The sequence below is a fragment of the Micromonospora sp. NPDC006766 genome (assembly GCF_040636055.1).
GTDB lineage: Bacteria > Actinomycetota > Actinomycetes > Mycobacteriales > Micromonosporaceae > Micromonospora.
Window position 1 is genome coordinate 66,966 of sequence record NZ_JBEYIX010000016.1, and the last position, 20,220, is coordinate 87,185.

Here is a 20,220-nt window from a genome sequence, read left to right on the forward strand (position 1 = left end):
CGGTCGAGTTGACCGTTCCTATTGCCGTGGGGCTTCCCAGAGGGTCAGGATGATCAGCACGCCGGAAACCTCTGCGTAACCTGCGTGCTGCTGGTCTCTGTCACGAGGAAGTGAGAGTCAGTCATGAGCGACGTGTCGAGTGCCCTGGGTGTGCGCCTCTACCCGGACCTGGTCGAGCGGGGCGGTCTGGCTCCCGCGCTCGTCGAGACGGCTGCCCGGTACCAGCTCGACCTCGGCCAGGTGACCGCCCCCGATAACGGGCGCGCCCGGTTCACCTGCGCCGAGCTGGGTTCCGAGCGAGGTGTCGTCTGCGTCGGGCTCGGTTCCCAGGCCCGCTACTTCATGATCGACCTGCGGGTGTCCGGCGAGGTCCAGGCCCGCGGCGACGTCACCGACCTGCTCCAGGTGGCGCAGGTGGCCGCCGCGTGGCGGGCCGGGGCCACCCTCGCCGACCTCACCGCCCAGTTCCCGTTCATGGAGGAGATGAAGCGCCGCCCGGTCGCCCACGCCTAACCGCCCGGCTGTCACCACCGCGTCACCGCCTTCCTGCGGAACGCCGATCAACCGATCGGTCTGGCGCTGCCGGTCACCCGCACGCGGTCGTCGTCGCCGGCCACGTCGACGAGCAGGCGGCTGGGGCTGCCCATGTCCACGCCCTGCAGCAGCGTGATCCGCGCCGGAAGGTCCACGAGCTGAAGGGCCCGTAGGTAGCCCCCGAAGGCGGCCGCGGCCGCGCCGGTGGCGGAGTCCTCCACGACACCGCCGGGCGGAAATGGGTTACGGCTGGAGAACAACAGCGGCGTGTACGCGTGTACGAGTTGGAGCGCGCCGGCACCGCCGAAGCAGCTCTGCTCCTCGAACCGGAGAGTTGGGGCCTCTCGGCGTCGAAGAACTCACCATTGTCGCCGGGGTCGACCTCGATCTGCCGGCGGGAACGCTCACCTGGGCGGTGCTACCCGTCGCCACCGGGTACGCCGAGCTGCGGGAAGGCGCGCTCGTCGCCGTGCCCGGCCCGCTCCCAGCCGCGCCGACGGTGCATCTCGCCACGCATCCCGATCGCACCCCTCAGCGCCGGCGCCACAGTGGTCCTCGACGAGCTTCGCGCGCTGTGGAGCCCGGCGTCACTGGCTCGCAGGTGCTGACACCGGCGTACGAATATCCATTGCGGTCGGCCCGCCGGCCCGCCTACCGTGGGCAGGCAAACGTCAGCCGGTTCCACCCATCCGGGGAGCACACCGTGTCGCAGCAGAACCGCACCCAGGCCGAGCGGCCCACGCCGCGCGGCAGTGCCCTGCTGGCCGAACCCGGCGTGGGCTCCTGCCGACGGCAGCGGTGGCAACCAGGGTGGTGGCGCGACTAGCGCCGGCGCGACACACGCGCAGCCGCCCGCCCCGCGACCTGGGACCGGGCGGCTTTTTCGTCACCCGCTCCAAGGGGCGTACAGCTCAATGTGGACGGCGACCACCGTCCGCGCGGGCCGTTGGAGCAACTGGCAGCTCACCCGGTTCTCACCCGGGAGGCTACGGGTTCGAATCCCGTACGGCCTACGCCGGTCCCACCTCCGGGACCAGCCTTGCGGTTGTAGCGCAGTCAGGCAGCGCGTCACCTCGCCACGGTGAAGATCGCCGGTTCGAATCCGGCCAGCCGCTCGAACATTCCTCAGACCAAGGAGACGACGATGGGCTACACCCCGCTGGCCGGTACCCGGGCACCGGTCCGGGTCTGGACCGACCCGTACGCCATCGAGGCGCAGGCGGCCAAGCAGCTGCGCAACATCGGCGCCCTGCCCTGGGTACAGGGGGTAGCCGTCATGCCGGACGTGCACTTCGGCAAGGGTGCCACCGTCGGCTCGGTCATCGCGATGCGGCAGGCCGTCTCGCCGGCAGCGGTCGGCGTGGACATCGGCTGCGGCATGTCGGCGGTGCGTACCTCGCTCACCGCGGCCGATCTCCCCGACGACCTCGCGCCGCTGCGTACGGCGATCGAGGCGGCCATCCCGGTCGGCTTCGCCATGCGTGACAACGCGGTCGACCCGCGCCGGGTTCGCGGCCTGGAGCAGCGCGGCTGGGGCGACTTCTGGCGGCGCTTCGGCACCCTTGACCGGAAGGTGGCGCAGCTGGAGACCCGGGCCCAGCGCCAGCTGGGCACCCTCGGCGGCGGCAACCATTTCATCGAGGTGTGCCTGGAGCAGGGTGGCCCGGACGACGGCCGGGTCTGGCTGATGCTGCACTCCGGGTCCCGCAACATCGGCAAGGAACTGGCCGAGCGGCACATGGCGGTGGCCCGGGGGCTGCCGCACAACGTCGACCTGCCCGACCGGGACCTCGCGGTGTTCCTCGCCGGCACCCCGGAGATGGACGCCTACCGTCGGGATCTCTGGTGGGCGCAGGAGTACGCGCACCGCAACCGGGCCGTCATGCTCGCCCTGCTCTGCGGGGTGGTCCGCGACGAGTTCCCGCACGTAATTTTTGACGAGCCCATCTCATGCCACCACAACTATGTCGCGGAGGAGACGTACGACGGGGTGGACGTGCTGGTGACCCGCAAGGGCGCCATCCGGGCCGGCAAGGGCGACCTGGGCATCATCCCCGGATCGATGGGCACCGGCTCGTACATCGTACGCGGCAAGGGCAACCCGGACGCGTACTGCTCGGCGTCCCACGGCGCGGGGCGGCGGATGTCGCGCGGGCAGGCGAAGCGGACCTACAGCACCGCGGACCTGGCCGCGCAGACGGCCGGCGTGGAGTGCCGCAAGGACGCCGGGGTGGTCGACGAGATCCCCGGCGCGTACAAGGACATCACGCAGGTGATGGCGCAGCAGGAGGACCTGGTCGAGGTGGTCGCCCACCTCAAGCAGGTGGTCTGCGTGAAGGGTTGAACCGGCCGGCGCCCCACGGGGGTGGGCGCCGGCCACCCGCCCCGGTGGCGCAGCGGAGAGCGCGCCGGTCTACGAAACCGGAGAGCCCAGGTTCGAATCCTGGTCGGGGCACGGTCCGCCGCTCGGCGGACACCATGCGAGCTGGTGCAACTGGCAGCACATCCGTCTCTGGAACGGAAGGTTGGAGGTTCGAGTCCTCCGCTCGCAGCGACCGCCCTCGTGGCCAATCGGCGGGAGGCAGGTGCCGCTCAATGTGCGTCCGAACGAGCGGACTACGCGCGTGTTTGAGAAGTTGGGCAGTCGTAGATGCCTTGGGAGACCGGTTGCCAGGCGCCGTGGTCCTCGCGCGCGCTCAGCCGGTCCGCCTCACGGGCGGCGCGCATCAACTGTTCGGTCGTGCAGGGACGGCGGCCAGGAGCACCGCGCTGACGTGGTGACAGAACATAGGACCGTGGTCTAGGGGCCGCAGTGGCTCGCCCGCGAGCGCGGCCAGGTCCTCCTTGCTCCAGCCCAACGGCCCGGCTACCGCCTGCAACTGCGACAGGTGGTGCCATGCCCCGCCCAGCATGCCCCTGATGGTGCTCATCGACAGCCCGACGAACGGGAACTCCCGCCACCCGAAGCCGCGATTGCGCATGAGGCCGTGCAGGACGGCTGGGAACGGGTCCGGGTCCGCCGGATCGCGGGCCGGCCGAGGCTCGGGTGCCGTGCCCTCATCCGGCATGGCGAGCAGGAACTCACGCAGGGCCGCCAGCTGCGGATGGTTGCAGTACGTCACGCGGTAGACAAATGCGCGCATGACCTCCCTGTCGCGGTCCGGCGGTAGCAGGTGACCCGGCACCGGATGGCCCGCGAGCACGAGCACGTCGGCCACGGGCAGGCCGAGCTCGGCGGCGATCGCCTCCAGCTGCGGCGTGTCGTAACCCCGGCCGTTGTCCAGCAGATCGCGCAGAACCTCGGTCCGCGTCATGGCGATCACCGTACGGCACCTGGCGACAGGCCGATCCGTACGTTAGCTACGGGTCCTGGGCGGTCGTCGGCGACCGACCCCGCCCATCAAATCAACGGCTGCAAGGCGTTGATCTGCATGCCCGACTGCCGTGAGCAGGCCCTGAGCGACGGTGGCCGACAGCATTGCGGGATCCGGCAGACCGGGCAACGATCGGCCTAATCGGCTCGGTGGTAGCGCGAACGACCAGCGTCTTCAGGGTGAGCCGGTTGCGAATCTGGGCCAAAGTGGGCCGGAGTTGGGCCAGAGTGAGGAACGGCGCGGTCATCGGGTCAGGCCGACCAGGGCCGCCAGTCGCGCCACGCCGGCCGCTGCCGGGCCGCTCCGGGCTACCTCGGCGATCACCGTACGCGCCGCCGGCCGCATCCGGACCTCGGCGGGTGCGAGTCGGTCGGCCTCGGCGAGGGCGCGGCCCGCCCGCAGCAGGTCGCCGATCTGGAGGTACGCCCGCGCGGCATCGATCAGGTGCGCGGCTCGGTGCTCGACCGGGAGCCGTGCCCACCCGTGCGCCCTGACGGCCTCCTCGTGCCGGGCGACCGCCTCGCCGCCGTCGCCCAGCTCGACCGCCGCTGCCACCCGCGCCACCCCCACACTCACCGGCCCGAACCCGGTGCGATCAGGGTCCTGGCCGCCGTTGACCCGCTCAGCGACCTCGGCGGCCTGACCAATCAGCTCCACCACGCCACGCTCGTCGCCGCAGGTGGCGGCGGCAAGTGCCGCCTCGACCCACAGCGTCCCGCACAACGCCACCTCGGCCGGCGAGGCGTCACGCGGCACCATCGGGGCGAGCCGGTGCGCGGCAGCGATCGTCACCGCCATCGCCAGCCGGCCCTGCCCCGCCCCGCGCAACGCCTGTCCGAGCGGCACCGCCGCACCCGCCGCCCACACCGGATCACCGGCGGCCACCGTCATCGCCCGATCGGCTGCCAGCCACGCAACGTCCGCCTCACCCAGCTTCACCAGCACCGCCGCCATGACCTGGTACACCCGCACCAGCAGGCCCGCCACATCGCCCCCACCGCCGGCGGCGTGCGCGCATCGGGCGTCGCCGAGCAGGTCAGGCACCAGCCGCACCAACTGCGGATAGTGCGCATGTTGGTACGTCAACCACGCGTGCTCCACCCGCCGACCCAACTCACCCACCGACATCACAGGCCGGCCGCCTACCATCGCCGCAGGAATGTCGTAGCAGGCGAGCGCCGTTCGCACTTCGTCCACACCCTCGCCGCCGGCCATCGTCCCCGGCCGTGCATCGCCACCCACCAGCGCCGCCGTTTCCACCCGCAGCACCTCGGCGATGTCCTGGATGACGGAGAACTTGTCCAGGGCGCGGACCCCACGTTCGACCTTGTCCACCCAGCTCTTGGACTTGCCCAACCGGTCGGCGAGCATCTGTTGGGTCATCCTCCGCCGGGCCCGCCACCACGCGACCCGCCGGCCTATCGGCAGTTCACTATTGTCCACGACGCCACCGCCGGTCCGGCACCGCCCGAGTGGTCTCCTCGACCGGTATCCGCTCGGCCTCGGCCTGCGCGAGAATCCGCTGCTTGGCCGCCTCCCGCTCGGCGGCCTCGACTCGCTCACCCCGGCTCACCGCCGGCTTGTCGCCCTGATCCTGCATCCCCACCTCCGTTGGCAGGGGCGCGGCGGCAAGCTCTTGGAAGGACCGTCATCGCCGCGCCCGGCGTCGGCGACCGGCGTCAACAGCAGGTCACCGCACCACCACAGACTGCTGTGACCCGCGGTGAACGCACAGGTGCGGATGGTGCGATCCGAAGATCGCGCCTCAGCGACTCGGACGCGCCGTACCAGTCAGAGCGCGCAGCCCATCAGTTCGGCCAATTCCGCCAGTTCGTCCGTCACCGCTCGACGGCGACCCGTGACGACGGAGTCCACGATGTACCGCGCGTACCGCTGCTGCCGCAGCCACGTAGGCGCTGTGTCCCGCAACTGCGTCAGCACCGCCGTCGCCTTCCCGTACCGCCGCAACTCCGAATACGCCCACGCCAGGTCCAGCCGATGCCGCCGCCACGCCGACTTGCTGATGGTGGGCACCGGCGGAACCAGCGCGGACAACTCCAGCACCCGACCCGCGTCCCCGGCCACGGCCGCCGCCTCTGCCCGCTGCATCTGCACCTTGGCGGTGTCGAATCCGCCCACCAACATCAGATGATCCGATGCCGGCACGCGCTCACCGATCCGAACCGCAGCGGCAGCGGCAACGCCGATAAGGTCGGCCACCTCATCTGGCCGATTGTCCCTGGCCTGCGCTGCGGCGGCGGTCAGCAGCAGCCAACCCCACGCGGCGAGGTCGGCCGGAGTCGCCCGAGACAATCGCGGCTCGACCCCGTCAGCGGTGACCACCGCCAACTCGGCCGCCTCACCGATTCGCCCCTGGCGCATCAACAGCCAACACATCGTTCGAATGACGGTGGCCGACACGACCTGATCCCCGGACCGCTGAGCGGCGTCGAGGGCTCCCGAGAGCGCAGTCTGCGCCAAATCGTCGGCCCGCAGTTGGATCAGCAGACCACCCGCCAGGTGCTGAGCGCGGGCGAGCAGGTCGTACGCCTCGGCCTGCCGCTCATCGCTGGCAAGGCCGACGGCGGCGCGCACGTTCACCAGCAGCGGCGGCACGACCCGCAACGCGACGGCGTAGTCACCGGCGTTGTAGACCCGGTCGGCGGCGTGCAGATTCCTTCGCAGCGTGTCGAGGCTGGGCGGCTCACCCGCCGGCACGACGAGCGGGACACCATCGATCCCTCGCACCGGGGCGACCACCCGGCGGATCTCCGCCAACGACAATTGCCGGTGGCCCGACTCCCTACGCGCAGCGGCCTGCGATGCATCACCCAGCAGCGCGGATGTCGACACCCCGAGGGCACGGGCGAGCGCGTGCAGGGTGCCGAGGCGAGCCGTACCCCGGCTGCCCTGCTCCAGCTTCCGAATCACCTCGACACTGACACCGGACCGTTCGGCAAGCTGCTCCTGCGTCAGCCTCGACTCACGACGGATCTCCGCAAGACGATCACCGACAGTGGCCCCGGTCATGCCATCTCCCGCCAGAGGACTCAGCGATCACCCGCCGGTCCCACCCCGACGAGCTGCCACTTCGGACGGTACACCCGAGCCCGATCGCAAGCAGTATCCCGACACCTACACTCGGCGATCGTCTGTCTGCTCGCATGCGCATTGGTCATCGCTGTTGGTCGTCAGGCGTCATCGGCCCAACATGCCCACAGTGACTCAGCTTTAGCTGCGGTTCGTCAGGCGGGAGGCGCGGGCGCTTGGTGTTCGAGGAGCGCGGCACGGAGCCGGCCGCGCGCTCGCACCAGTCGCTGCCGGACCGCCGCCGGCGTGATTTCGAGTACGGCGGCGACCTCGTCGGCGGTGAGCCCGTCCCAGGCGGTGAGGGTGATCAACTCCCGATCAGGGTCGGGCAGCCGGTTCAGCGCGTCCCGGATCGCGACGGTCTCGCCTGACGGGTCGGGACCGGGCGGCCGGTCGGCGAGACGCGCGCGGAGCCGGTCGGCGAGGGCCGCGCGTCGGGTCTGGCCGCGGCGGTGGTTGGCCAGTACGCCCCGGGCGATGCCAAAGAGCCACGCCATGGCTTGATCGTCGTCGCCGGGGAGGTCCGCGATCCGCCGCCACGCGACGGTCAGCGTGTCCGCGAGCAGGTCCGCGCCGTCGCACGGCGGGTCCACCCGCCGGGTCAGATAGGACAGAATCCGACTACCTGCGGCCTGGACGAGGTGCGTGAACCGTTGTTCCGAGAGGTTCACCGGGTGCCCTCCACCGCGGGGAGTGGCCGGCAGTCGATCTCCACTGCGCGGCGGACGGGTTCCTGGTCCCCGCGTTCGGCCGCTTCGGCCACCGTACGCAGGTGGTCGACCACCCCGCCGCCGTCGGTAGCCACGATCAGCGGCCAGGACGGCGCATCCCGCAGGATCGCGCTGGCGGCCGCACGGCGGGGTTCGTCACCGACGGCGTGCGCGGCCAGCCAGTCGCGCTCCCACGCGCACACCGCCCAGTACGCGTAGGAGGCCCGCACTTCGTGACCTGGAGCGCCACCCGCTCCTTGGTGTTTGACTCGACGTACGCGTCCACGTTCGCCGCGTACGTGAAACCTGGGGGCACCGGCACCTCGGTGGGACGTAGCTCCTCCACCACCTTCCGGAAGTCGTCTCCGTCGGAGCGTAGCCACTCACTCGTGTCGTTCTCGGTGACGCCGGGCTTGCCGTACTCGCCGGTGCGCGCGCTCACCAGGGCGGTGTACGCGACAGCCGTCGTGGCGGTCAGCAGCGCCGCGACCACGCCCACCACGGCCGCCGCGCTCCACCGACGTCCGCGACCGGCACCGCGACGGTCCGTCGACCGGATCGGGTCGGCCACCATCACCGCCTGCCCAATCTCATCGACCAGCGCCGTGACATTCGGCCCCGGTCCGGGGTCCGCGCTCCGCAGCAGCCGGTCCAGTTCCGCTTCTGCCTCGTGTGGTTCGGCCATCTCACTCCTTCGCTCGCGGTGGCCATTGCTGGTGGAATGTCCGGTCGGACCCTCGGTGTGACAGACTGGTTTGCCTTTTTTCGCCGGCCGGGCAGGTGGCGTCGGGCGACAGTCGGCTAACGCGCCCGCGTGGGCCTCGGCTTCGCTACCGTCAGTAGCGTGGCGATCGTGAGGGTGCGGCTGCGGGGCGGTCCGTACGACGGGGTGGCGGTGAACTGGGACGTGCCGGACGCGGACGACCCGCCGATGACGTACGACCTGAAGCTGCACGGACCCCACGAGTCGACGGAAGACGTCCAATACCGCCGAGTGGAGCGGGCGCCCGAGGGTGCGGCCGAGTCGTGGATCTACGAGACCCCGGAGGCCGCCAGCTAGGACAATTTCGCGTCAACGCCATTGACATGAAAATGGTCGATGGCGTTCACTGAGACGTGTGAATGCCAAACGGGTCTACGTCCAGACGGCGCGGGCGGCCGCGGCGGCGGAGACCAGGCAGCGCATCCTGGACGCCACGGTGGCGCTGGTCCTTCGGCAGCTGTCGATGGAGATCGTCCTCAACGATGTCGCGGAGTCCGCCGGGGTGAGCGTGCAGACGGTCCTGCGGCACTTCGGCAGCCGGGACGGCCTGTTCGAGGCGGCAGCGACGCACGCCGTGCAGCAGGTCGCCACGGAACGACGCGCCCCGGTCGGCGACATCGCCGCCGCCGTTCGGACGCTGTTCGACCACTACGAGCGCTGGGGCGAGGTGATGTTGCGCCTCCTCGCCCAGGAAACCCGCGACCCGAAGGCCCACACGGTGACCCAGCAGGGGCGCGAAGTGCACCGTGACTGGGTCGGTGAGGTCTTCGCGCCGATGCTCGCCGCCCGATCGCCCGACGCACGGGAGACGGCCCTTGATCTGCTGGTCATCGCAACGGACCTGTACACGTGGAAGCTGCTCACCCGAGACCGCCGGCTGCCCAGGGAACAGGCCGAAGCCCGCGTCCGACACCTCATCACCGCGATCCTTGGAGGGGCACGATGACGTCTGCGCTCGTCGTCACCTGGGACGGTGGCGGCAACGTGCCGCCGGCACTCGGCATCGCCGCCGAGCTGCGTCGTCGCGGCCACGCGGTTCGCGTGCTCGGCCACCCGCGTCAACACCAGGCGGTGGAGGCGGCCGGGTTGCGCTTCGAGCCGTACCGGCAGGCCCGCGCCTGGTCACCGGTGGCGCGCACCAGCAGCCCGCAGTGGGCCGTGAAGTATGTGCGCCTGTTCACCGAGCAGGCCGTGGGCGCGGACGTGGCCGAGTCCCTACGCCGCGAGCCGGCCGACGTCGCCGTGGTCGACTGCATGCTGCTGGCCGGCATCCAGGCCGCTCAGGATCTCGGCGTGCCGCAGGTCACGCTGATGCACACCGTCTACCGCTACCTGAGCGGTAAGGGTTGGGCTCGGGGGCCGATCGGGCTGGCCGCGCGGGCCAAGGGCATCCCGCCGGCTCGGCTGTGGGCTCGCAGCGAGCTGAGTCTCGTGGCGACCGCCCCGGATCTGGAGGAGGCTGCCGCCGCGCTGCCCGCGAACGCGCGGATCACCGGCCCGGTGTGGCCCGTCGGTGCGCCCGCTCCGACGCCCCACGCCCGGCAGCCGCGCATCCTCGTCAGCCTCAGCTCGATCTACTACGTGGGTCAGCGGGCCGCGCTTCAGTCGATCATGGATGCGGTCGCCGGCCTGCCCGTGCAGGTGGTGGTCACGACCGGCCACAGTATCCGGCCCGACGAGATCCGCCCACCGGCCAACGTCGAGGTGCACCAGTTCCTGCCGCACGCACCGATCCTGCCGACGGTGAGCCTGGTCGTGGGGCACGCCGGGCACAGCACCACCGTCCAGGCGCTGGCGCACGACCTGCCGATGGTTCTCATCCCCATGTCTGCGCTCGGCGACCAGCCTGCGGTGGCCCGGGCAGTTGCCCGTCAGGGCGCTGCCACCGTGCTGCGCAGGTCCGCGTCGGTCGGCGACATCCGCGCCGCGATCGAACGCATGCTCGGCGACGGCCCGCATCGTGCCGCCGCTGCCCGGCTCGGCAAGCAGATCCGCTCGGCCGACGGCGCGACCGCCGCCGCGGACCTGATCGAGCAGGTGGCCGTCCCTACCCAGCGGCGGCCATGACGACGGGAATCGCCACGACGTTGATCCGGGAGCCGTCCCGGGCCGACACCTCGGCGGTGCCGGTGACGGTGACCGGGCTGGTGATCCGGTCGCCGATCGTCGGGGCGGTCGCCACGATCGGCGGCAGCAGGTCGGCGTAGTCGTCGCGGCCGGTCGGTGCGGCGTCGGCGAAGGCCACCCGGCGCACGGTGGGGAACTGGGTCAGCGTCCAGACGATCTGGGCCCGGCGGAGCCGGACGCTCGTCACACCGCCACTGTCGAGGCCGGCCGGCGGCACCAGTGTTGCCACCCTGCCGGCTATCCGGGTGACCTGTCCGCCGGGCGGGACCAGGCTGGTCATGCCGGTGGCGGTCTCGGCCAGGGACGGGCCGGCGGCCAGTTCGGTGAGCGCCAGCCGGGAGGTGGCCACGGTGGCGGGCAGCGTACGCCGGGTCGGCACGAGCTTTCCGTCGCGGGTGAACCACAGCTGCACGGTGATCGTCCCCGCCGGGCCGGTCGTCTCGACGGTGGTCGCGGCGGACGGGGTGTGCTGTCCTCCTGTCGATCCTCAGGACGATCACCAGACCGTTTCGGTGGTCCCGTGGCGGTCGATCGCCGGGACTGGCGCAGAAATCGGGTGCCGCCACCGCAAGGGAGGCCGGCATACTCGGCCCATGCCGATTGACGCCGGACAGACCGCAATCGTCGTCGCGGTGCCGGAAGCAGAACCGGTGGTGGAGCGATGGCGGCGGCTCTACGACAGATCGGCTTCAGTGGGGGTGCCGGCGCACGTCACCCTGCTGTACCCGTTCCTGGAGCTCAGCCGGATCGACGAGTCGGTGATGGAGCAGCTTCGCGCGCTGTTCGCTCGTCAGCCGGCGTTCGAGGTGGCCTTTCCTCGTTGCGGCAGGTTTCCGGGCGTCCTGTACCTGGATCCGGACCCAGCCGATACGTTCCGGAGTCTGACCGCTGGGATCGTGGAGCAGTGGCCGGAGGCGCCCCCGTACGGCGGCGCACATGACGTGGTCGTGCCGCACCTGACCGTGGCCGAGGGCACCGATGAGACCACCTTCGCGCTGATTGAAAGCGAGGTTGCCGCCCGGTTGCCGGTGGCAGCGGTGGCTACGGAAGCGCGCCTTCTCGCCTTCGACGGCAGCCAGTGGGTGACTCGGGCCCGGTTCGCCCTTGCTTCTCGGTGACCGGCAACGAGGCCGCCCTTCGGGGCGCGCAGAATGAGTGGATGTCCACGCGTACCCCCTCGGTGTCCTGTGTCTTTGTCTGCCACGACGGTGCCGGCCGGCTGCTGCTGGCCCGGCGCGGTGCCGGCGCCCGCGACGAACCGGGCACCTGGGACACCGGCGCGGGCGCGCTGGAGTTCGGGGAAACCTTCGACGCGGCCGTCACCCGCGAGGTCGGCGAGGAATATGCCACGGCCCCGCTGGCGATCACCCTGCTCGGGGTCCGCAACGTGCTGCGCGACGACCCGCCGTCGCATTGGGTGGCGGTGGTTTTCGCGGTCCGGGTCGACCCGGCCACGGTCGCCATCGGTGAGCCGCACAAGTTCGACCGGCTCGGCTGGTACACCCGGGACGCGCTGCCCGCGCCGTTGCATTCGCAGGTCGCGTCCACCCTGGCCATGTTGCCGGATGCCCTGGACCGGTTACCGTGATCGGATGCCGCTGAGCCGACGCCGCCTGTTCCAATCCCTCGGCGCGGCCGTCGGGCTCGTCGGGCTCGGCGGGGCGGGTGTCGCCCTGGTCGACGCCGAGGTGCTGCCGGGCCGGTCGGTGCTCAACCACGCGCTCGGCCGCTGCGACGCCCGCCCACCGGACGCGCCGCGCGCGCCCGCGCCGCCGCCGGTCACCGGCAGCTTCCGCTCCACGGCCCGCCGCCGGGAGGTCGGCTTCGCGCTCTCCTACCCGCCCGGGTACGCCCCGGGCGCGCGGCTGCCCGTCTGCCTGGCCCTGCACGGGTACGCGGCGGACGCCCGCAGCGCCGTCGGCGCGGGCGGGTTCCCGGAGTTCCTGGCCGGCGCGCTACCCGAGGGGGCGGCCCCGTTCGTCCTCGCCGCCCCCGACGGCGGGAACGGTTACTGGCATCCGCACGCCGACGACGACTCGCTCGGCATGCTCGTCGACGAGTTCCTGCCGCTGCTCGCCGAGCGGGGGCTGCGTACCGACCGGGTCGCGGTGGCCGGCTGGTCGATGGGCGGGTACGGTGCCCTGGTCGCCGCGCTGACCTACCCCGACCGGTTCCGGGCCGTGGTCGCCACCTCGCCGGCGATCTTCCACTCGTACGCCGACGCTAAGCGGGTCAACGGGGGCGCGTTCGACAGCGCCGCCGAGTGGGACCGGTACGACGTGACCGCCCGAGCGCGCGAGTTCGCTGGCCTGCCGGTGCGGATCGCCATCGGCGCGGCCGACCCGTTCGCCGAGGCGGTTCGCGTGCTGCGCGGCCGGCTGCCCGACCCGGGTGCCGTGGAGATCAGCACCGGCTGCCACGACAACGACTTCTGGCGGTCGGTCGCGCCCGGGCAGGTGCGTGCGATCAGCGCGGCGCTGGCGGACTGACCTGTCCGGGTCGTCCGCCTCCGGCGACGGTGCTCAGCGGGGCTGCCGCTGCTGGCAGGGGACGCAGTAGCGGGCCGACGGCCGGATCTCCAGCCGGGCGACCGGGATCTCGTCGCCGCAGCTCTCGCATCGGCCGTAGGTGCCCTCGGACATGCGTCGCAGTGCCCCCGCGCTGTCCGCGATGCCCTGGCGGGCCGTCTCCATGAGCGCCCGCAGGGTGTCGGGGTCGTGGCCACCATGGTTGGGTTCCCGGCTGTACGCGGTGAGCTCGAGGAGCTGACCGGTGTGCGCCTGGAACTGCCGTTCGAGGATGTCGCGCAGGGCTGCGGTGCGACTGAGCAGCGTGTCCGTCATGGTGGGTGCCTTTCGGTGGCGGCGCCGGTACGGTCGGTGTGAACGGTGATGGGGTCAGGGCTCGGGTTCAGTCGTCGACAGCCGGATGGCGGGCCGCGGCCGCGGCGGCCAGGCTGGCGCCGGTCAGTGCGGCCGTGCGCGGCCCGGCGGCACGGTGCACCGGGATGCCCGTCGTCGCGGCGAGACGGTCTCTGAGGTCGGGTCGGGTGGCGCCGTCGCCGACCAGGACGATCCCGCGGGCCAGCGCGGTGACGGCCGCCGGCACCGCGTCGGTGCCCTGGGTCAACTCCCGCACCAGGCGGGCGAGCCGGTCGGCGAGCACGCCGACGGTCGCCCCGTCGGTGAGGTCGCAGGTGCCGAGGTTCACCCGTCGGCCGGCGATGACCTGGCTGTCGCGCAGGACGGCCACCTCGGTGATCTGGGCACCGACGTCGGCCACGAGAAGCGTGCCGGCGCCGGCCCCGGCACCGATGGCGGCGGCGCGCACGGTGTCGATGAACAGCAGCCGGGTGGGCGCGAAGACAGCGTCGAGGACCCGCCGGGTGGTGTCCTGGTCGGCCGCCGTCGCCAGCAACGGCCGGCACACGACGACCAGTGGCCGGGCCGGCATCCCGGGCTGATGCTGGCGCAGCAGCTGGGTCAGCGCCGTGGCGCATCCGGGGCCGTCGATGATTCGACCGCGCCGAACCAGCGGATACCTGCGAGCCGACCGGTCGGCGACCAGGGTGGTGATTGGCTCGTGACCGCCGAGCCGGATCCGCAACTGACCGCTGCCGAGATCGACGGCGATCGGGCTGGGACGGGTGGTGGGCGTCCCGTTGGTGGTGCGGTGCGCGGAGGCGGTGCCAGCGGTGCCCAACGGGCGACCGATCGGGGCCTGGATGACGGGCATGCTGACCTCTTATTCCACAGTGGATATGACGATGCGCCGCCCCGTGTCGGGGGCGGCGTGGAAGATGGCGGAACGCGTGGGCCGGAGGGGCGCTCGACGGCTCCGGTCAGCCGCTGACCGGGCCCGGAGTGCGGCGCGAGGCGGGCCGGTGGGACAGGGGCCGGAACGCCGGGCGGCGGGACAGGGGCCGATGCGCGGGCCGCCGGGACATCGGCCGACGCTCGGTGGTCGTCATCACGCACCTCCTCGCCGGTCAGAAACTGTCGAACTTCCAGCGTCGGTCGGAAGCGACGGACCGACATGACCTACGGCCGGCTAACTTCCAGCGTCCTGGTTGCCGGCCGTCGGCGATCTGCCTCGGCGTGGGGCCACCGGGAAGCCGGCCGCAGCCGGCGGTGACAACGACGGCGACGGGATGCCGATCGTCGGACTATGGTGGGCCGCATGGCAGACCTTCGGCTCCGACTCGACGTCGCTTCGCGCACCGCGCTGGCGATGTTCGTGGTCGTGGCTGTGCTCACCGCGGCCCGGCGAGCCGGCCGCGCGGTGCGCCTGTGCTTCGTGCTCGGGCTGGCGAGGGCCACCCCGGGCTGTGTCCCGGCCTGGTCGGCCGACCGGGCGCCGCCGGGCCGGCCGGCCGCCGCCTGAGGCCGCCGTCCCACGTTCTATCGCACCCCGGTCCGGGCCGCGCCCCGAGCCACCGGCCGGGGTCGCCGGCCGACCGGCCGCACCCCTCGGGGCTTCCTCATCGGCCCTTCCCGTACGGAGCACAGTTGATGAACATCGAACACACGCCGTTGCCGGGGATCGGGATACGGCACACCTTCACCACGGCGCAGGGCCGCCGGGTCGGGGTGGTCGAGTACCTCGGGCTGGACCGCCGGGACGTCATCTACGACGATGCGGACGACCCGGACAACACCTGCGGCCTCCGCCTCACCCGCGCCGAGGCGGTCAAGCTGGCCGGCCTGCTGGGCCTCGACGTTGTCGCCGACGACGACCGGAGTTGACGCTGCCCGGCCCGCCCGTCACGACGCGGGCCCGGGTAACGGCTGGCGCGGCCAGTCCAGCGCCCTCGCGCCGTACACCGCGGCCTGCAGGGTGAACCGGTCGCGTGGGTCGTTCGGGTCGTAACCGCTGAGCGTCCTGATCCGGTCCAGCCGGTAGGTGACCGTGCGGACGGACACGTGCAACCGGCGGGCAGCCTCGGTGGCGACCCCGCCGGTGGCGAAGTACGCCTCCAGGGTGTCCAGCAGCGGCTGGGCTCCGCCACGGGCGTGGCACAGCGGGCTCAGCGCCGCCTGGACGAGATCGACGATGGCGGGCTGGTCCCGCAGCAGGACGCGGTAGACCAGCAGGTCGCGGGCGTCGATGACCGGGGCGTCGGTGTTCAGCCGCTGCGCCGTCAGCAACGCCTCGCGGGCCTCCTCGTAGGAACGGGCGATGCCGTAGAGGCCAGGGTGCGGGCGGCCGACCGCCACCTGCCACGGGCCGCCGCGCGGCATGCGATCCAGCTCGGCGTGCATCAGGCGCCCGAGATCGCCGGCCGGCTCCCGCCTGCGGGCGCCCCGCTCGGTCGGCACCGCGTCGGCGGGAGCGATCACCACGAGCAGCCCTTCCTTCGTCGCCACCAGCACGTCGCGGTCGCCGAGCCGGTCGAAGATGACCCCTTCCAGCGCACTGATCGCCGCGTCGGTGTCGGGAAGTCGCCGGCGCGGCGCGGCCAGCGCCACCTGGTGCACCCGGGCCAGGTCCAGCCCGAACGGCTCGGCGCGCCCCACCAGGCCACCCAGGTCGGAGTCGCCGCGCAACAGGTCGTCGACGAGTTCCCGGCGCAGCGTCTCCTCGCGCCGGATCAGCTCCCGGCGGGCCGCGGCGTAGCCCTCGGCGAGGGTGGCCACCGCGCTGTCGACGACGTGCAGCACCGCCTCGGCCGCCGCGCGTACCACCTCGCTGTCGGTGGAACTGGTCAACTGCGGCAGCTGCTGCCACAGCCGCCGCGCCGCCGACAGATACAGCTGGACCGCCCGCCCCGCCGACACGCCCTGCTCGGCGGCGCGCCGCCCCAGCACGCCCACGGCGTCGAGCTCGGCGCGCCGGGGCCGCCGCCCGGTCACCGCCGCCTCGGCGAGCAACCACAGGTAGTCGCCGAGCAGGTCCACCGGCACCCCGCCGGCGTCGGCGCTGGCGGCCCGGGCGATCGCCGCCAGGCACGCGTCCCGGCCGGTCTCGTCCGCGGCTCCCTGGCCGGACCGCCGGCTGCCACCGGTCATCGCCGCCGCTCCCTCTGGCCCGTCGCCCGTTCCCGCCGATCCGGTCCCGGCCAGCTTACCGAGGCGTCGGCGCGGTCGCCGGAACCGACCGGCGGTGGCCTCGGACCTCGTGGGCCGGCGGCGCGTGCGGCACGCCGCCTCGCCCCGCGGAGCGGGGCTGTCTACGGCGACCGCAGTGGAGGTTGCATGGTCGAGCCGCCGATCGGAGCCCTGTCCCGCAGCGCCCAGGCGGACGGTCGGCGGGCGGGCGGTGCCGGTCTGCCTGGACGCCACCCGCAGCCTGCCGTTCCGCGCCGGCAGCTTCGCCGGGCTGGTCACCGGTGAGCTGATCGAGCACGTGTACGACCCGGTGGCGCTGCTACGGGAGTGCCACCGGGTGCTCGCGCCGGGCGGTCTGCTGGTGCTCACCACCCCGAACCTGGCCACCGTCCAGGACCGGCTGGTACCCCGGTCCTTCGGCGACCGCGAGGTCGCCGACATCGTGGGCCAGGCCGTCCAGGCGAGGAACCCGTACGCATGATGAGCTACGCCGACCTCGAACGCGAGATCGACCGGGGCACCCGGCCGGAGTTGCTCCGTGGCTGGGTGTTGACCGTCCTCGACGACATCGCCGAGGGGCGGCGGCCGCTGCTGGCCGTCCGCCACCCGCTCGGCTTCACCTGCCTGCCGATCGAGCGCGCCGGTCCCGACGGCATCTGCGTGCACGCTTGGCCGGCCGACCCGCCGACCGTGCGGCCGACCACGTCCGCCATGCACTCGCACAGCTGGGACCTGCTCAGCCACGTGCTCTACGGGCGGGTCCCCGGCGGGTGCTGCAACTGTGGGCGCCGCTGCTGTCCTGGGTGATGCTGGCCCGGGGCGACATCGACGGCATCGTCGGCTACCGGCCGGAGGCGGTCGACCTGCCGGCCGGGATGCTGCTGGCCGTCGAGGCGGGCATGGCGGTCCGGGCCCTCGACGGTGGCCGCTTCGACGACCGGTACGGCTGCCCGGCAGACCGGCGCAGCTGTGTGGCCGGGCCGCCGGAGACCATCGACCGGCTGGTCAAGCTGGTGACCGCGGCACAGTGGATCGAGCCGCAGGTCCGCCAGCTCACCCCGATCGGCCTGGCGACCGTGGGCTGGTGACCCTGGACGACCAGGGGGCGACCCCTTTTGCGTTGACGGGTGACGACCACGCCCGCCAGGCCGACGCCGCGTGACCGGGCAGGGCGGTACGGCGAGGGCGTGCCACTGAACCATTTCCCGGCATGAGCGCGCCCCTCATTCGGCAGGTCTGTCTGTCCCGGGCGGGGGCGCGCCGGTCGGCCCGGTCGCGGGTCGGGCGCGCAGGTGGGCGCGTTCGCCCTGCTGGCCGAAGAGACTGAGAAACTCCACCGGCTCGGCGTCGGCGGCGCCGAACCAGTGCGGCACGCGGGTGTCGAACTCGGCCGCCTCGCCGGGGGACAGGACCAGGTCGTGGGCGCCAAGGACGAGCCGCAGGCGACCGTTGAGAACGTAGAGCCACTCGTAGCCCTCGTGGGTCTGCAGATCCGGTTCGCTGCGGCGGCTGCCGGCCGGAATCACCAGCTTGTACGCCTGGATGCCGCCGGCCCGGCGGGTCAGCGGCAGCATGGTCATGCCGTGGCGGGTGATCGGGCGCAGGTGGATGCGCGGGTCGCCGGTGGGCGGGGCGCCGACGAGTTCGTCGAGCGTGACGCCGTGGGCTCGGGCTAGGGGAAGCAGGAGTTCCAGGGTCGGCCGGCGGGCGCCGGACTCCAGCCGGGACAGGGTGCTCACCGAGATGCCGGTCGCCGCCGACAGGTCGGCCAGCGTGGTGTTGCGCTGCCGGCGCAGCGCGCGTAACCGAGGACCGACGGCGGTGAGCGCCTGGCCGAGGTCGTCGTCCATTCCGTCAGTTTGCCATAATGGCAAAGGAGCTTGCTGGTTTCCCCGTATGCCCGGATGGTTGGCCTGGGAGGTGGTCAAGGTGACCGAGCAGGTCGGGGAGAGCTACGACGTGGTGGTGATCGGCGGGGGCGCCGCGGGGTTGAGCGGCGCGTTGACGCTGGCTAGGGCCCGCCGGTCGGTGCTGGTGGTCGACGCCGGCGCCCCACGTAACGCACCGGCGGACGGGGTGCACGGTCTGCTGGCCCGGGAGGGAATCCGGCCGGCCGAGCTGCTGGAGCGCGGCCGGGCGGAGGTGCGCGGCTACGGCGGGCAGGTGATCGACGGTGAGGTCGGCGCCGCGGCGCACGAGGGTGACCGGTTCACGGTGGCGCTGACCGACGGCCGGCGGGTGCGGGCGCGCCGGCTGCTGGTGACGACCGGGCTGGTGGACGAGCTGCCGGAGGTGCCGGGACTGCGGGACCGGTGGGGGCGGGAGGTGCTCCACTGCCCGTACTGCCACGGATGGGAGGTTCGGGACCGGGCCATCGGGGTGCTGGCCACCGGGCCGTTGTCGGTGCACCAGGCGTTGCTGTTCCGGCAGTGGACCGCCGACGTCACCTACTTCACCCACACCATGCCGCCGCCCAGCGGCGAGCAGGCGGAGCAGCTGGCCGCCCGGGGCATCCGCACGGTGGACGGTGCGGTGGCGGCCCTGGAAATCGTCGAGGACCGTCTCGTGGGTGTACGGCTGGGCGACGGCCGGCTGGTCCGCCGCGACGCCCTGGCGGTCTCGCCGCGAATGGTGACGCGCGCCGGCTTCCTGGCGGCGCTCGGGCTGCTGCCGGCGGCACACCCTTCCGGGGCCGGAGAACAGATCCCCGCCGACGCGACCGGCCGTACCGACGTGCCCGGGGTGTGGGCCGCGGGCAATGTGACCGATCTGGCCGCCCAGGTCGGTGCCGCCGCCGCAGCCGGCACCGTGGCCGCGGCGGCGATCAACGCCGACCTGGTCGCCGAGGAGACCCGGCAGGCCGTCGCCGCTCACCGAGACCCGTTCTCGGCCCAGTCCGAGGCCCGGACCAGCGAGCTGGTGATGGGCGACCGCCGTCACGGGGTGTGATTCAGCGAGGAAGGCCGACGCGTCCGCCGGGCTGCGGCAGCCGCTCGGCCAGGAAGGTCTCCCAGGTCCGCGCGCCGGTGTCGGCGCCGTCGAGGGTGAGGTTGTCGCCGTTGCGGTACGCCCGTCTGGCCTCACCGGGCAGCCGGAGCTGCCCCGGGGCTACGTGGACGACGCCGGCACGCTCGCCCCGCACCAGGGCCGGGTGCGGGCGGTCGCGTTCAGCCCGGACGGCGAGACCATCGCCACCGGCTGCGACGACCGGCTCGTCCGGCTGTGGGACGCGGCGACCGCGACCTGCCGGCGCACCCTCGAACACCACACCGACCGGGTATACGGGGTGTCCTTCAACAACGACGGAACGCTGCTCGCCAGCGCCGGCGACGACGGCACCGTGCGTTTGTGGGACGTGGCGGACCCGGAGCACGCGCAGCTGCGGGCCACCCTGATCGGCCTGCCCGACGGCTGGGCGGCGGTCAGCCCGGACGGGCGATACAAGCTTGATGGTGACCCGGGCGGGCAGTTCTGGCACGTCATCGGCACCTGCCGGTTCGAGGTGGGGGAGTTGGACCCGTACCTCACGCAGGTGCGGCGGCTGTCGGTGGACGCGCCGTTCTGATCGGGAGCCG

Annotated in this window: 29 protein-coding genes, 4 tRNA genes and 1 pseudogene; 20 read left to right on the plus strand and 14 right to left on the minus strand. The window is 72.6% G+C overall.

The genetic code is table 11. From position 1 onward, the window contains the following. The first annotated feature begins 123 nt into the window (after positions 1–123). Positions 124–513: a hypothetical protein gene (locus tag ABZ671_RS16490; RefSeq protein WP_357857932.1), complete on the plus strand. Its 390-nt coding sequence runs from the start codon at positions 124–126 to the stop codon at positions 511–513. A gap of 47 nt (positions 514–560) precedes the next feature. Here ABZ671_RS16490 and ABZ671_RS16495 read toward each other — a convergent pair. Next, a pseudogene (locus tag ABZ671_RS16495) lies at positions 561–803 on the minus strand (PhzF family phenazine biosynthesis protein); the annotation flags it as partial. A 434-nt stretch (positions 804–1,237) separates the two neighbouring features. Between ABZ671_RS16495 and ABZ671_RS16500 the strand changes: the two are divergent. The 6 genes from ABZ671_RS16500 (at position 1,238) to ABZ671_RS16525 (ending at position 3,086) form a co-directional block, all read left to right on the plus strand. Beyond that, the gene (locus tag ABZ671_RS16500) at positions 1,238–1,360 is read left to right on the plus strand and encodes a hypothetical protein (RefSeq protein ID WP_357857935.1); all 123 of its coding nucleotides are present in this window, start codon (positions 1,238–1,240) and stop codon (positions 1,358–1,360) included. 114 nt (positions 1,361–1,474) lie between these two features. After that, a tRNA-Glu gene (locus ABZ671_RS16505) sits at positions 1,475–1,547 on the plus strand. 28 nt (positions 1,548–1,575) lie between these two features. After that, positions 1,576–1,649: transfer RNA gene (locus ABZ671_RS16510), tRNA-Gly, on the plus strand. 29 nt (positions 1,650–1,678) lie between these two features. Then, positions 1,679–2,878: an RtcB family protein gene (locus ABZ671_RS16515; RefSeq protein ID WP_357857938.1), complete on the plus strand. Its 1,200-nt coding sequence runs from the start codon at positions 1,679–1,681 to the stop codon at positions 2,876–2,878. 38 nt (positions 2,879–2,916) lie between these two features. Next, a tRNA-Arg gene (locus tag ABZ671_RS16520) sits at positions 2,917–2,989 on the plus strand. A gap of 24 nt (positions 2,990–3,013) precedes the next feature. Next, positions 3,014–3,086, plus strand: a tRNA-Gln gene (locus ABZ671_RS16525). Positions 3,087–3,260: 174 nt separating this feature from the next. Here the strand turns inward: ABZ671_RS16525 and ABZ671_RS16530 are convergent. The 7 genes from ABZ671_RS16530 to ABZ671_RS16560 form a co-directional block, all read right to left on the minus strand. Continuing rightward, positions 3,261–3,848, minus strand: a complete 588-nt coding sequence (locus tag ABZ671_RS16530; RefSeq protein WP_357857940.1) for a hypothetical protein — start codon at positions 3,846–3,848, stop codon at positions 3,261–3,263. 303 nt (positions 3,849–4,151) lie between these two features. Then, on the minus strand, positions 4,152–5,351 hold the full coding sequence (locus tag ABZ671_RS16535; RefSeq protein ID WP_357857943.1) for a helix-turn-helix domain-containing protein: 1,200 nt from the start codon (positions 5,349–5,351) through the stop codon (positions 4,152–4,154). Then, the gene (locus ABZ671_RS16540) at positions 5,341–5,508 is read right to left on the minus strand and encodes a hypothetical protein (RefSeq protein ID WP_357857946.1); all 168 of its coding nucleotides are present in this window, start codon (positions 5,506–5,508) and stop codon (positions 5,341–5,343) included. The genes ABZ671_RS16535 and ABZ671_RS16540 overlap by 11 nt, the downstream gene beginning before the upstream one ends. Positions 5,509–5,699: 191 nt before the next feature. Further along, positions 5,700–6,938, minus strand: a complete 1,239-nt coding sequence (locus tag ABZ671_RS16545) for a helix-turn-helix transcriptional regulator (RefSeq protein ID WP_357857949.1) — start codon at positions 6,936–6,938, stop codon at positions 5,700–5,702. A 215-nt stretch (positions 6,939–7,153) separates the two neighbouring features. Then, positions 7,154–7,669, minus strand: coding sequence for a sigma-70 family RNA polymerase sigma factor (locus ABZ671_RS16550; RefSeq protein ID WP_357857952.1), 516 nt, complete (start codon positions 7,667–7,669; stop codon positions 7,154–7,156). Beyond that, on the minus strand, positions 7,666–7,803 hold the full coding sequence (locus ABZ671_RS16555) for a hypothetical protein (protein WP_357857955.1): 138 nt from the start codon (positions 7,801–7,803) through the stop codon (positions 7,666–7,668). Before ABZ671_RS16555 ends, ABZ671_RS16550 begins: the two co-directional genes overlap by 4 nt. A 2-nt stretch (positions 7,804–7,805) precedes the next feature. Next, positions 7,806–8,393 carry a hypothetical protein gene (locus ABZ671_RS16560; protein WP_357857958.1) on the minus strand — a complete coding sequence of 196 codons (588 nt, stop codon included), beginning with the start codon at positions 8,391–8,393 and terminating at the stop codon, positions 7,806–7,808. Between the two features lie 159 nt (positions 8,394–8,552). On the opposite strand from ABZ671_RS16560, the gene ABZ671_RS16565 reads away from it, so the two are divergent. The 3 genes from ABZ671_RS16565 to ABZ671_RS16575 are packed head-to-tail and all read left to right on the plus strand — an operon-like array spanning position 8,553 to position 10,538. Continuing rightward, positions 8,553–8,768 carry a hypothetical protein gene (locus ABZ671_RS16565; RefSeq protein ID WP_357857961.1) on the plus strand — a complete coding sequence of 72 codons (216 nt, stop codon included), beginning with the start codon at positions 8,553–8,555 and terminating at the stop codon, positions 8,766–8,768. 58 nt (positions 8,769–8,826) lie between these two features. Next, positions 8,827–9,417, plus strand: a complete 591-nt coding sequence (locus tag ABZ671_RS16570; protein ID WP_357857963.1) for a TetR/AcrR family transcriptional regulator — start codon at positions 8,827–8,829, stop codon at positions 9,415–9,417. Beyond that, positions 9,414–10,538, plus strand: coding sequence for a glycosyltransferase (locus ABZ671_RS16575; protein WP_357857966.1), 1,125 nt, complete (start codon positions 9,414–9,416; stop codon positions 10,536–10,538). The genes ABZ671_RS16570 and ABZ671_RS16575 overlap by 4 nt, the downstream gene beginning before the upstream one ends. On the opposite strand, the gene ABZ671_RS16580 is transcribed toward ABZ671_RS16575, so the two are convergent. After that, a complete protein-coding gene (locus tag ABZ671_RS16580; protein WP_357857969.1) occupies positions 10,519–11,010 on the minus strand; it encodes a GerMN domain-containing protein in 492 nt (163 codons plus the stop codon). The two genes, ABZ671_RS16575 and ABZ671_RS16580, sit on opposite strands and share 20 nt — an antisense overlap. Before the next feature lie 181 nt (positions 11,011–11,191). On the opposite strand from ABZ671_RS16580, the gene ABZ671_RS16585 reads away from it, so the two are divergent. The 3 genes from ABZ671_RS16585 to ABZ671_RS16595 are packed head-to-tail and all read left to right on the plus strand — an operon-like array spanning position 11,192 to position 13,087. Then, the gene (locus tag ABZ671_RS16585; RefSeq protein ID WP_357857972.1) at positions 11,192–11,716 is read left to right on the plus strand and encodes a 2'-5' RNA ligase family protein; all 525 of its coding nucleotides are present in this window, start codon (positions 11,192–11,194) and stop codon (positions 11,714–11,716) included. A 41-nt stretch (positions 11,717–11,757) separates the two neighbouring features. Further along, positions 11,758–12,186 (plus strand): NUDIX domain-containing protein, encoded by a 429-nt coding sequence (locus ABZ671_RS16590; RefSeq protein WP_357857975.1) that lies wholly within the window; start codon positions 11,758–11,760, stop codon positions 12,184–12,186. 4 nt (positions 12,187–12,190) lie between these two features. After that, on the plus strand, positions 12,191–13,087 hold the full coding sequence (locus ABZ671_RS16595) for an alpha/beta fold hydrolase (protein WP_357857978.1): 897 nt from the start codon (positions 12,191–12,193) through the stop codon (positions 13,085–13,087). Between the two features lie 33 nt (positions 13,088–13,120). On the opposite strand, the gene ABZ671_RS16600 is transcribed toward ABZ671_RS16595, so the two are convergent. Beyond that, positions 13,121–13,441, minus strand: coding sequence for a TraR/DksA family transcriptional regulator (locus tag ABZ671_RS16600; protein ID WP_357857981.1), 321 nt, complete (start codon positions 13,439–13,441; stop codon positions 13,121–13,123). Positions 13,442–13,508: 67 nt separating this feature from the next. Continuing rightward, positions 13,509–14,333 carry a rod shape-determining protein gene (locus ABZ671_RS16605; protein WP_357857984.1) on the minus strand — a complete coding sequence of 275 codons (825 nt, stop codon included), beginning with the start codon at positions 14,331–14,333 and terminating at the stop codon, positions 13,509–13,511. 444 nt (positions 14,334–14,777) lie between these two features. On the opposite strand from ABZ671_RS16605, the gene ABZ671_RS16610 reads away from it, so the two are divergent. Together ABZ671_RS16610 and ABZ671_RS16615 are read left to right on the plus strand one after the other, a co-directional pair. After that, entirely contained in the window at positions 14,778–14,981 is a 204-nt protein-coding gene (locus ABZ671_RS16610; RefSeq protein WP_357857987.1) for a hypothetical protein, read from the plus strand. A gap of 128 nt (positions 14,982–15,109) precedes the next feature. Further along, positions 15,110–15,343 (plus strand): potassium transporter TrkA, encoded by a 234-nt coding sequence (locus ABZ671_RS16615; RefSeq protein WP_357857989.1) that lies wholly within the window; start codon positions 15,110–15,112, stop codon positions 15,341–15,343. Between the two features lie 18 nt (positions 15,344–15,361). Here the strand turns inward: ABZ671_RS16615 and ABZ671_RS16620 are convergent, their stop codons facing one another. Continuing rightward, positions 15,362–16,606: a helix-turn-helix domain-containing protein gene (locus ABZ671_RS16620; protein ID WP_357857992.1), complete on the minus strand. Its 1,245-nt coding sequence runs from the start codon at positions 16,604–16,606 to the stop codon at positions 15,362–15,364. 250 nt (positions 16,607–16,856) lie between these two features. Here ABZ671_RS16620 and ABZ671_RS16625 point away from each other — a divergent pair, with 250 nt between their 5' ends. The 3 genes from ABZ671_RS16625 to ABZ671_RS16635 are packed head-to-tail and all read left to right on the plus strand — an operon-like array spanning position 16,857 to position 17,733. After that, on the plus strand, positions 16,857–17,126 hold the full coding sequence (locus ABZ671_RS16625) for a methyltransferase domain-containing protein (RefSeq protein WP_357857995.1): 270 nt from the start codon (positions 16,857–16,859) through the stop codon (positions 17,124–17,126). Beyond that, positions 17,123–17,452, plus strand: a complete 330-nt coding sequence (locus tag ABZ671_RS16630; protein ID WP_357857998.1) for a hypothetical protein — start codon at positions 17,123–17,125, stop codon at positions 17,450–17,452. Before ABZ671_RS16625 ends, ABZ671_RS16630 begins: the two co-directional genes overlap by 4 nt. Then, positions 17,416–17,733 (plus strand): hypothetical protein, encoded by a 318-nt coding sequence (locus tag ABZ671_RS16635; protein WP_357858001.1) that lies wholly within the window; start codon positions 17,416–17,418, stop codon positions 17,731–17,733. Before ABZ671_RS16630 ends, ABZ671_RS16635 begins: the two co-directional genes overlap by 37 nt. 135 nt (positions 17,734–17,868) lie before the next feature. On the opposite strand, the gene ABZ671_RS16640 is transcribed toward ABZ671_RS16635, so the two are convergent. Further along, positions 17,869–18,495, minus strand: coding sequence for an XRE family transcriptional regulator (locus tag ABZ671_RS16640; protein ID WP_357858004.1), 627 nt, complete (start codon positions 18,493–18,495; stop codon positions 17,869–17,871). A gap of 79 nt (positions 18,496–18,574) precedes the next feature. Between ABZ671_RS16640 and ABZ671_RS16645 the strand changes: the two genes are divergently transcribed. Then, positions 18,575–19,594, plus strand: coding sequence for an NAD(P)/FAD-dependent oxidoreductase (locus ABZ671_RS16645; RefSeq protein WP_357858007.1), 1,020 nt, complete (start codon positions 18,575–18,577; stop codon positions 19,592–19,594). A gap of 1 nt (position 19,595) precedes the next feature. On the opposite strand, the gene ABZ671_RS16650 is transcribed toward ABZ671_RS16645, so the two are convergent. Then, a complete protein-coding gene (locus ABZ671_RS16650) occupies positions 19,596–19,787 on the minus strand; it encodes a hypothetical protein (protein WP_357858009.1) in 192 nt (63 codons plus the stop codon). 9 nt (positions 19,788–19,796) lie between these two features. Here ABZ671_RS16650 and ABZ671_RS16655 point away from each other — a divergent pair, with 9 nt between their 5' ends. Next, on the plus strand, positions 19,797–20,210 hold the full coding sequence (locus tag ABZ671_RS16655; protein ID WP_357858012.1) for a hypothetical protein: 414 nt from the start codon (positions 19,797–19,799) through the stop codon (positions 20,208–20,210). Positions 20,211–20,220 lie beyond the last annotated feature (10 nt).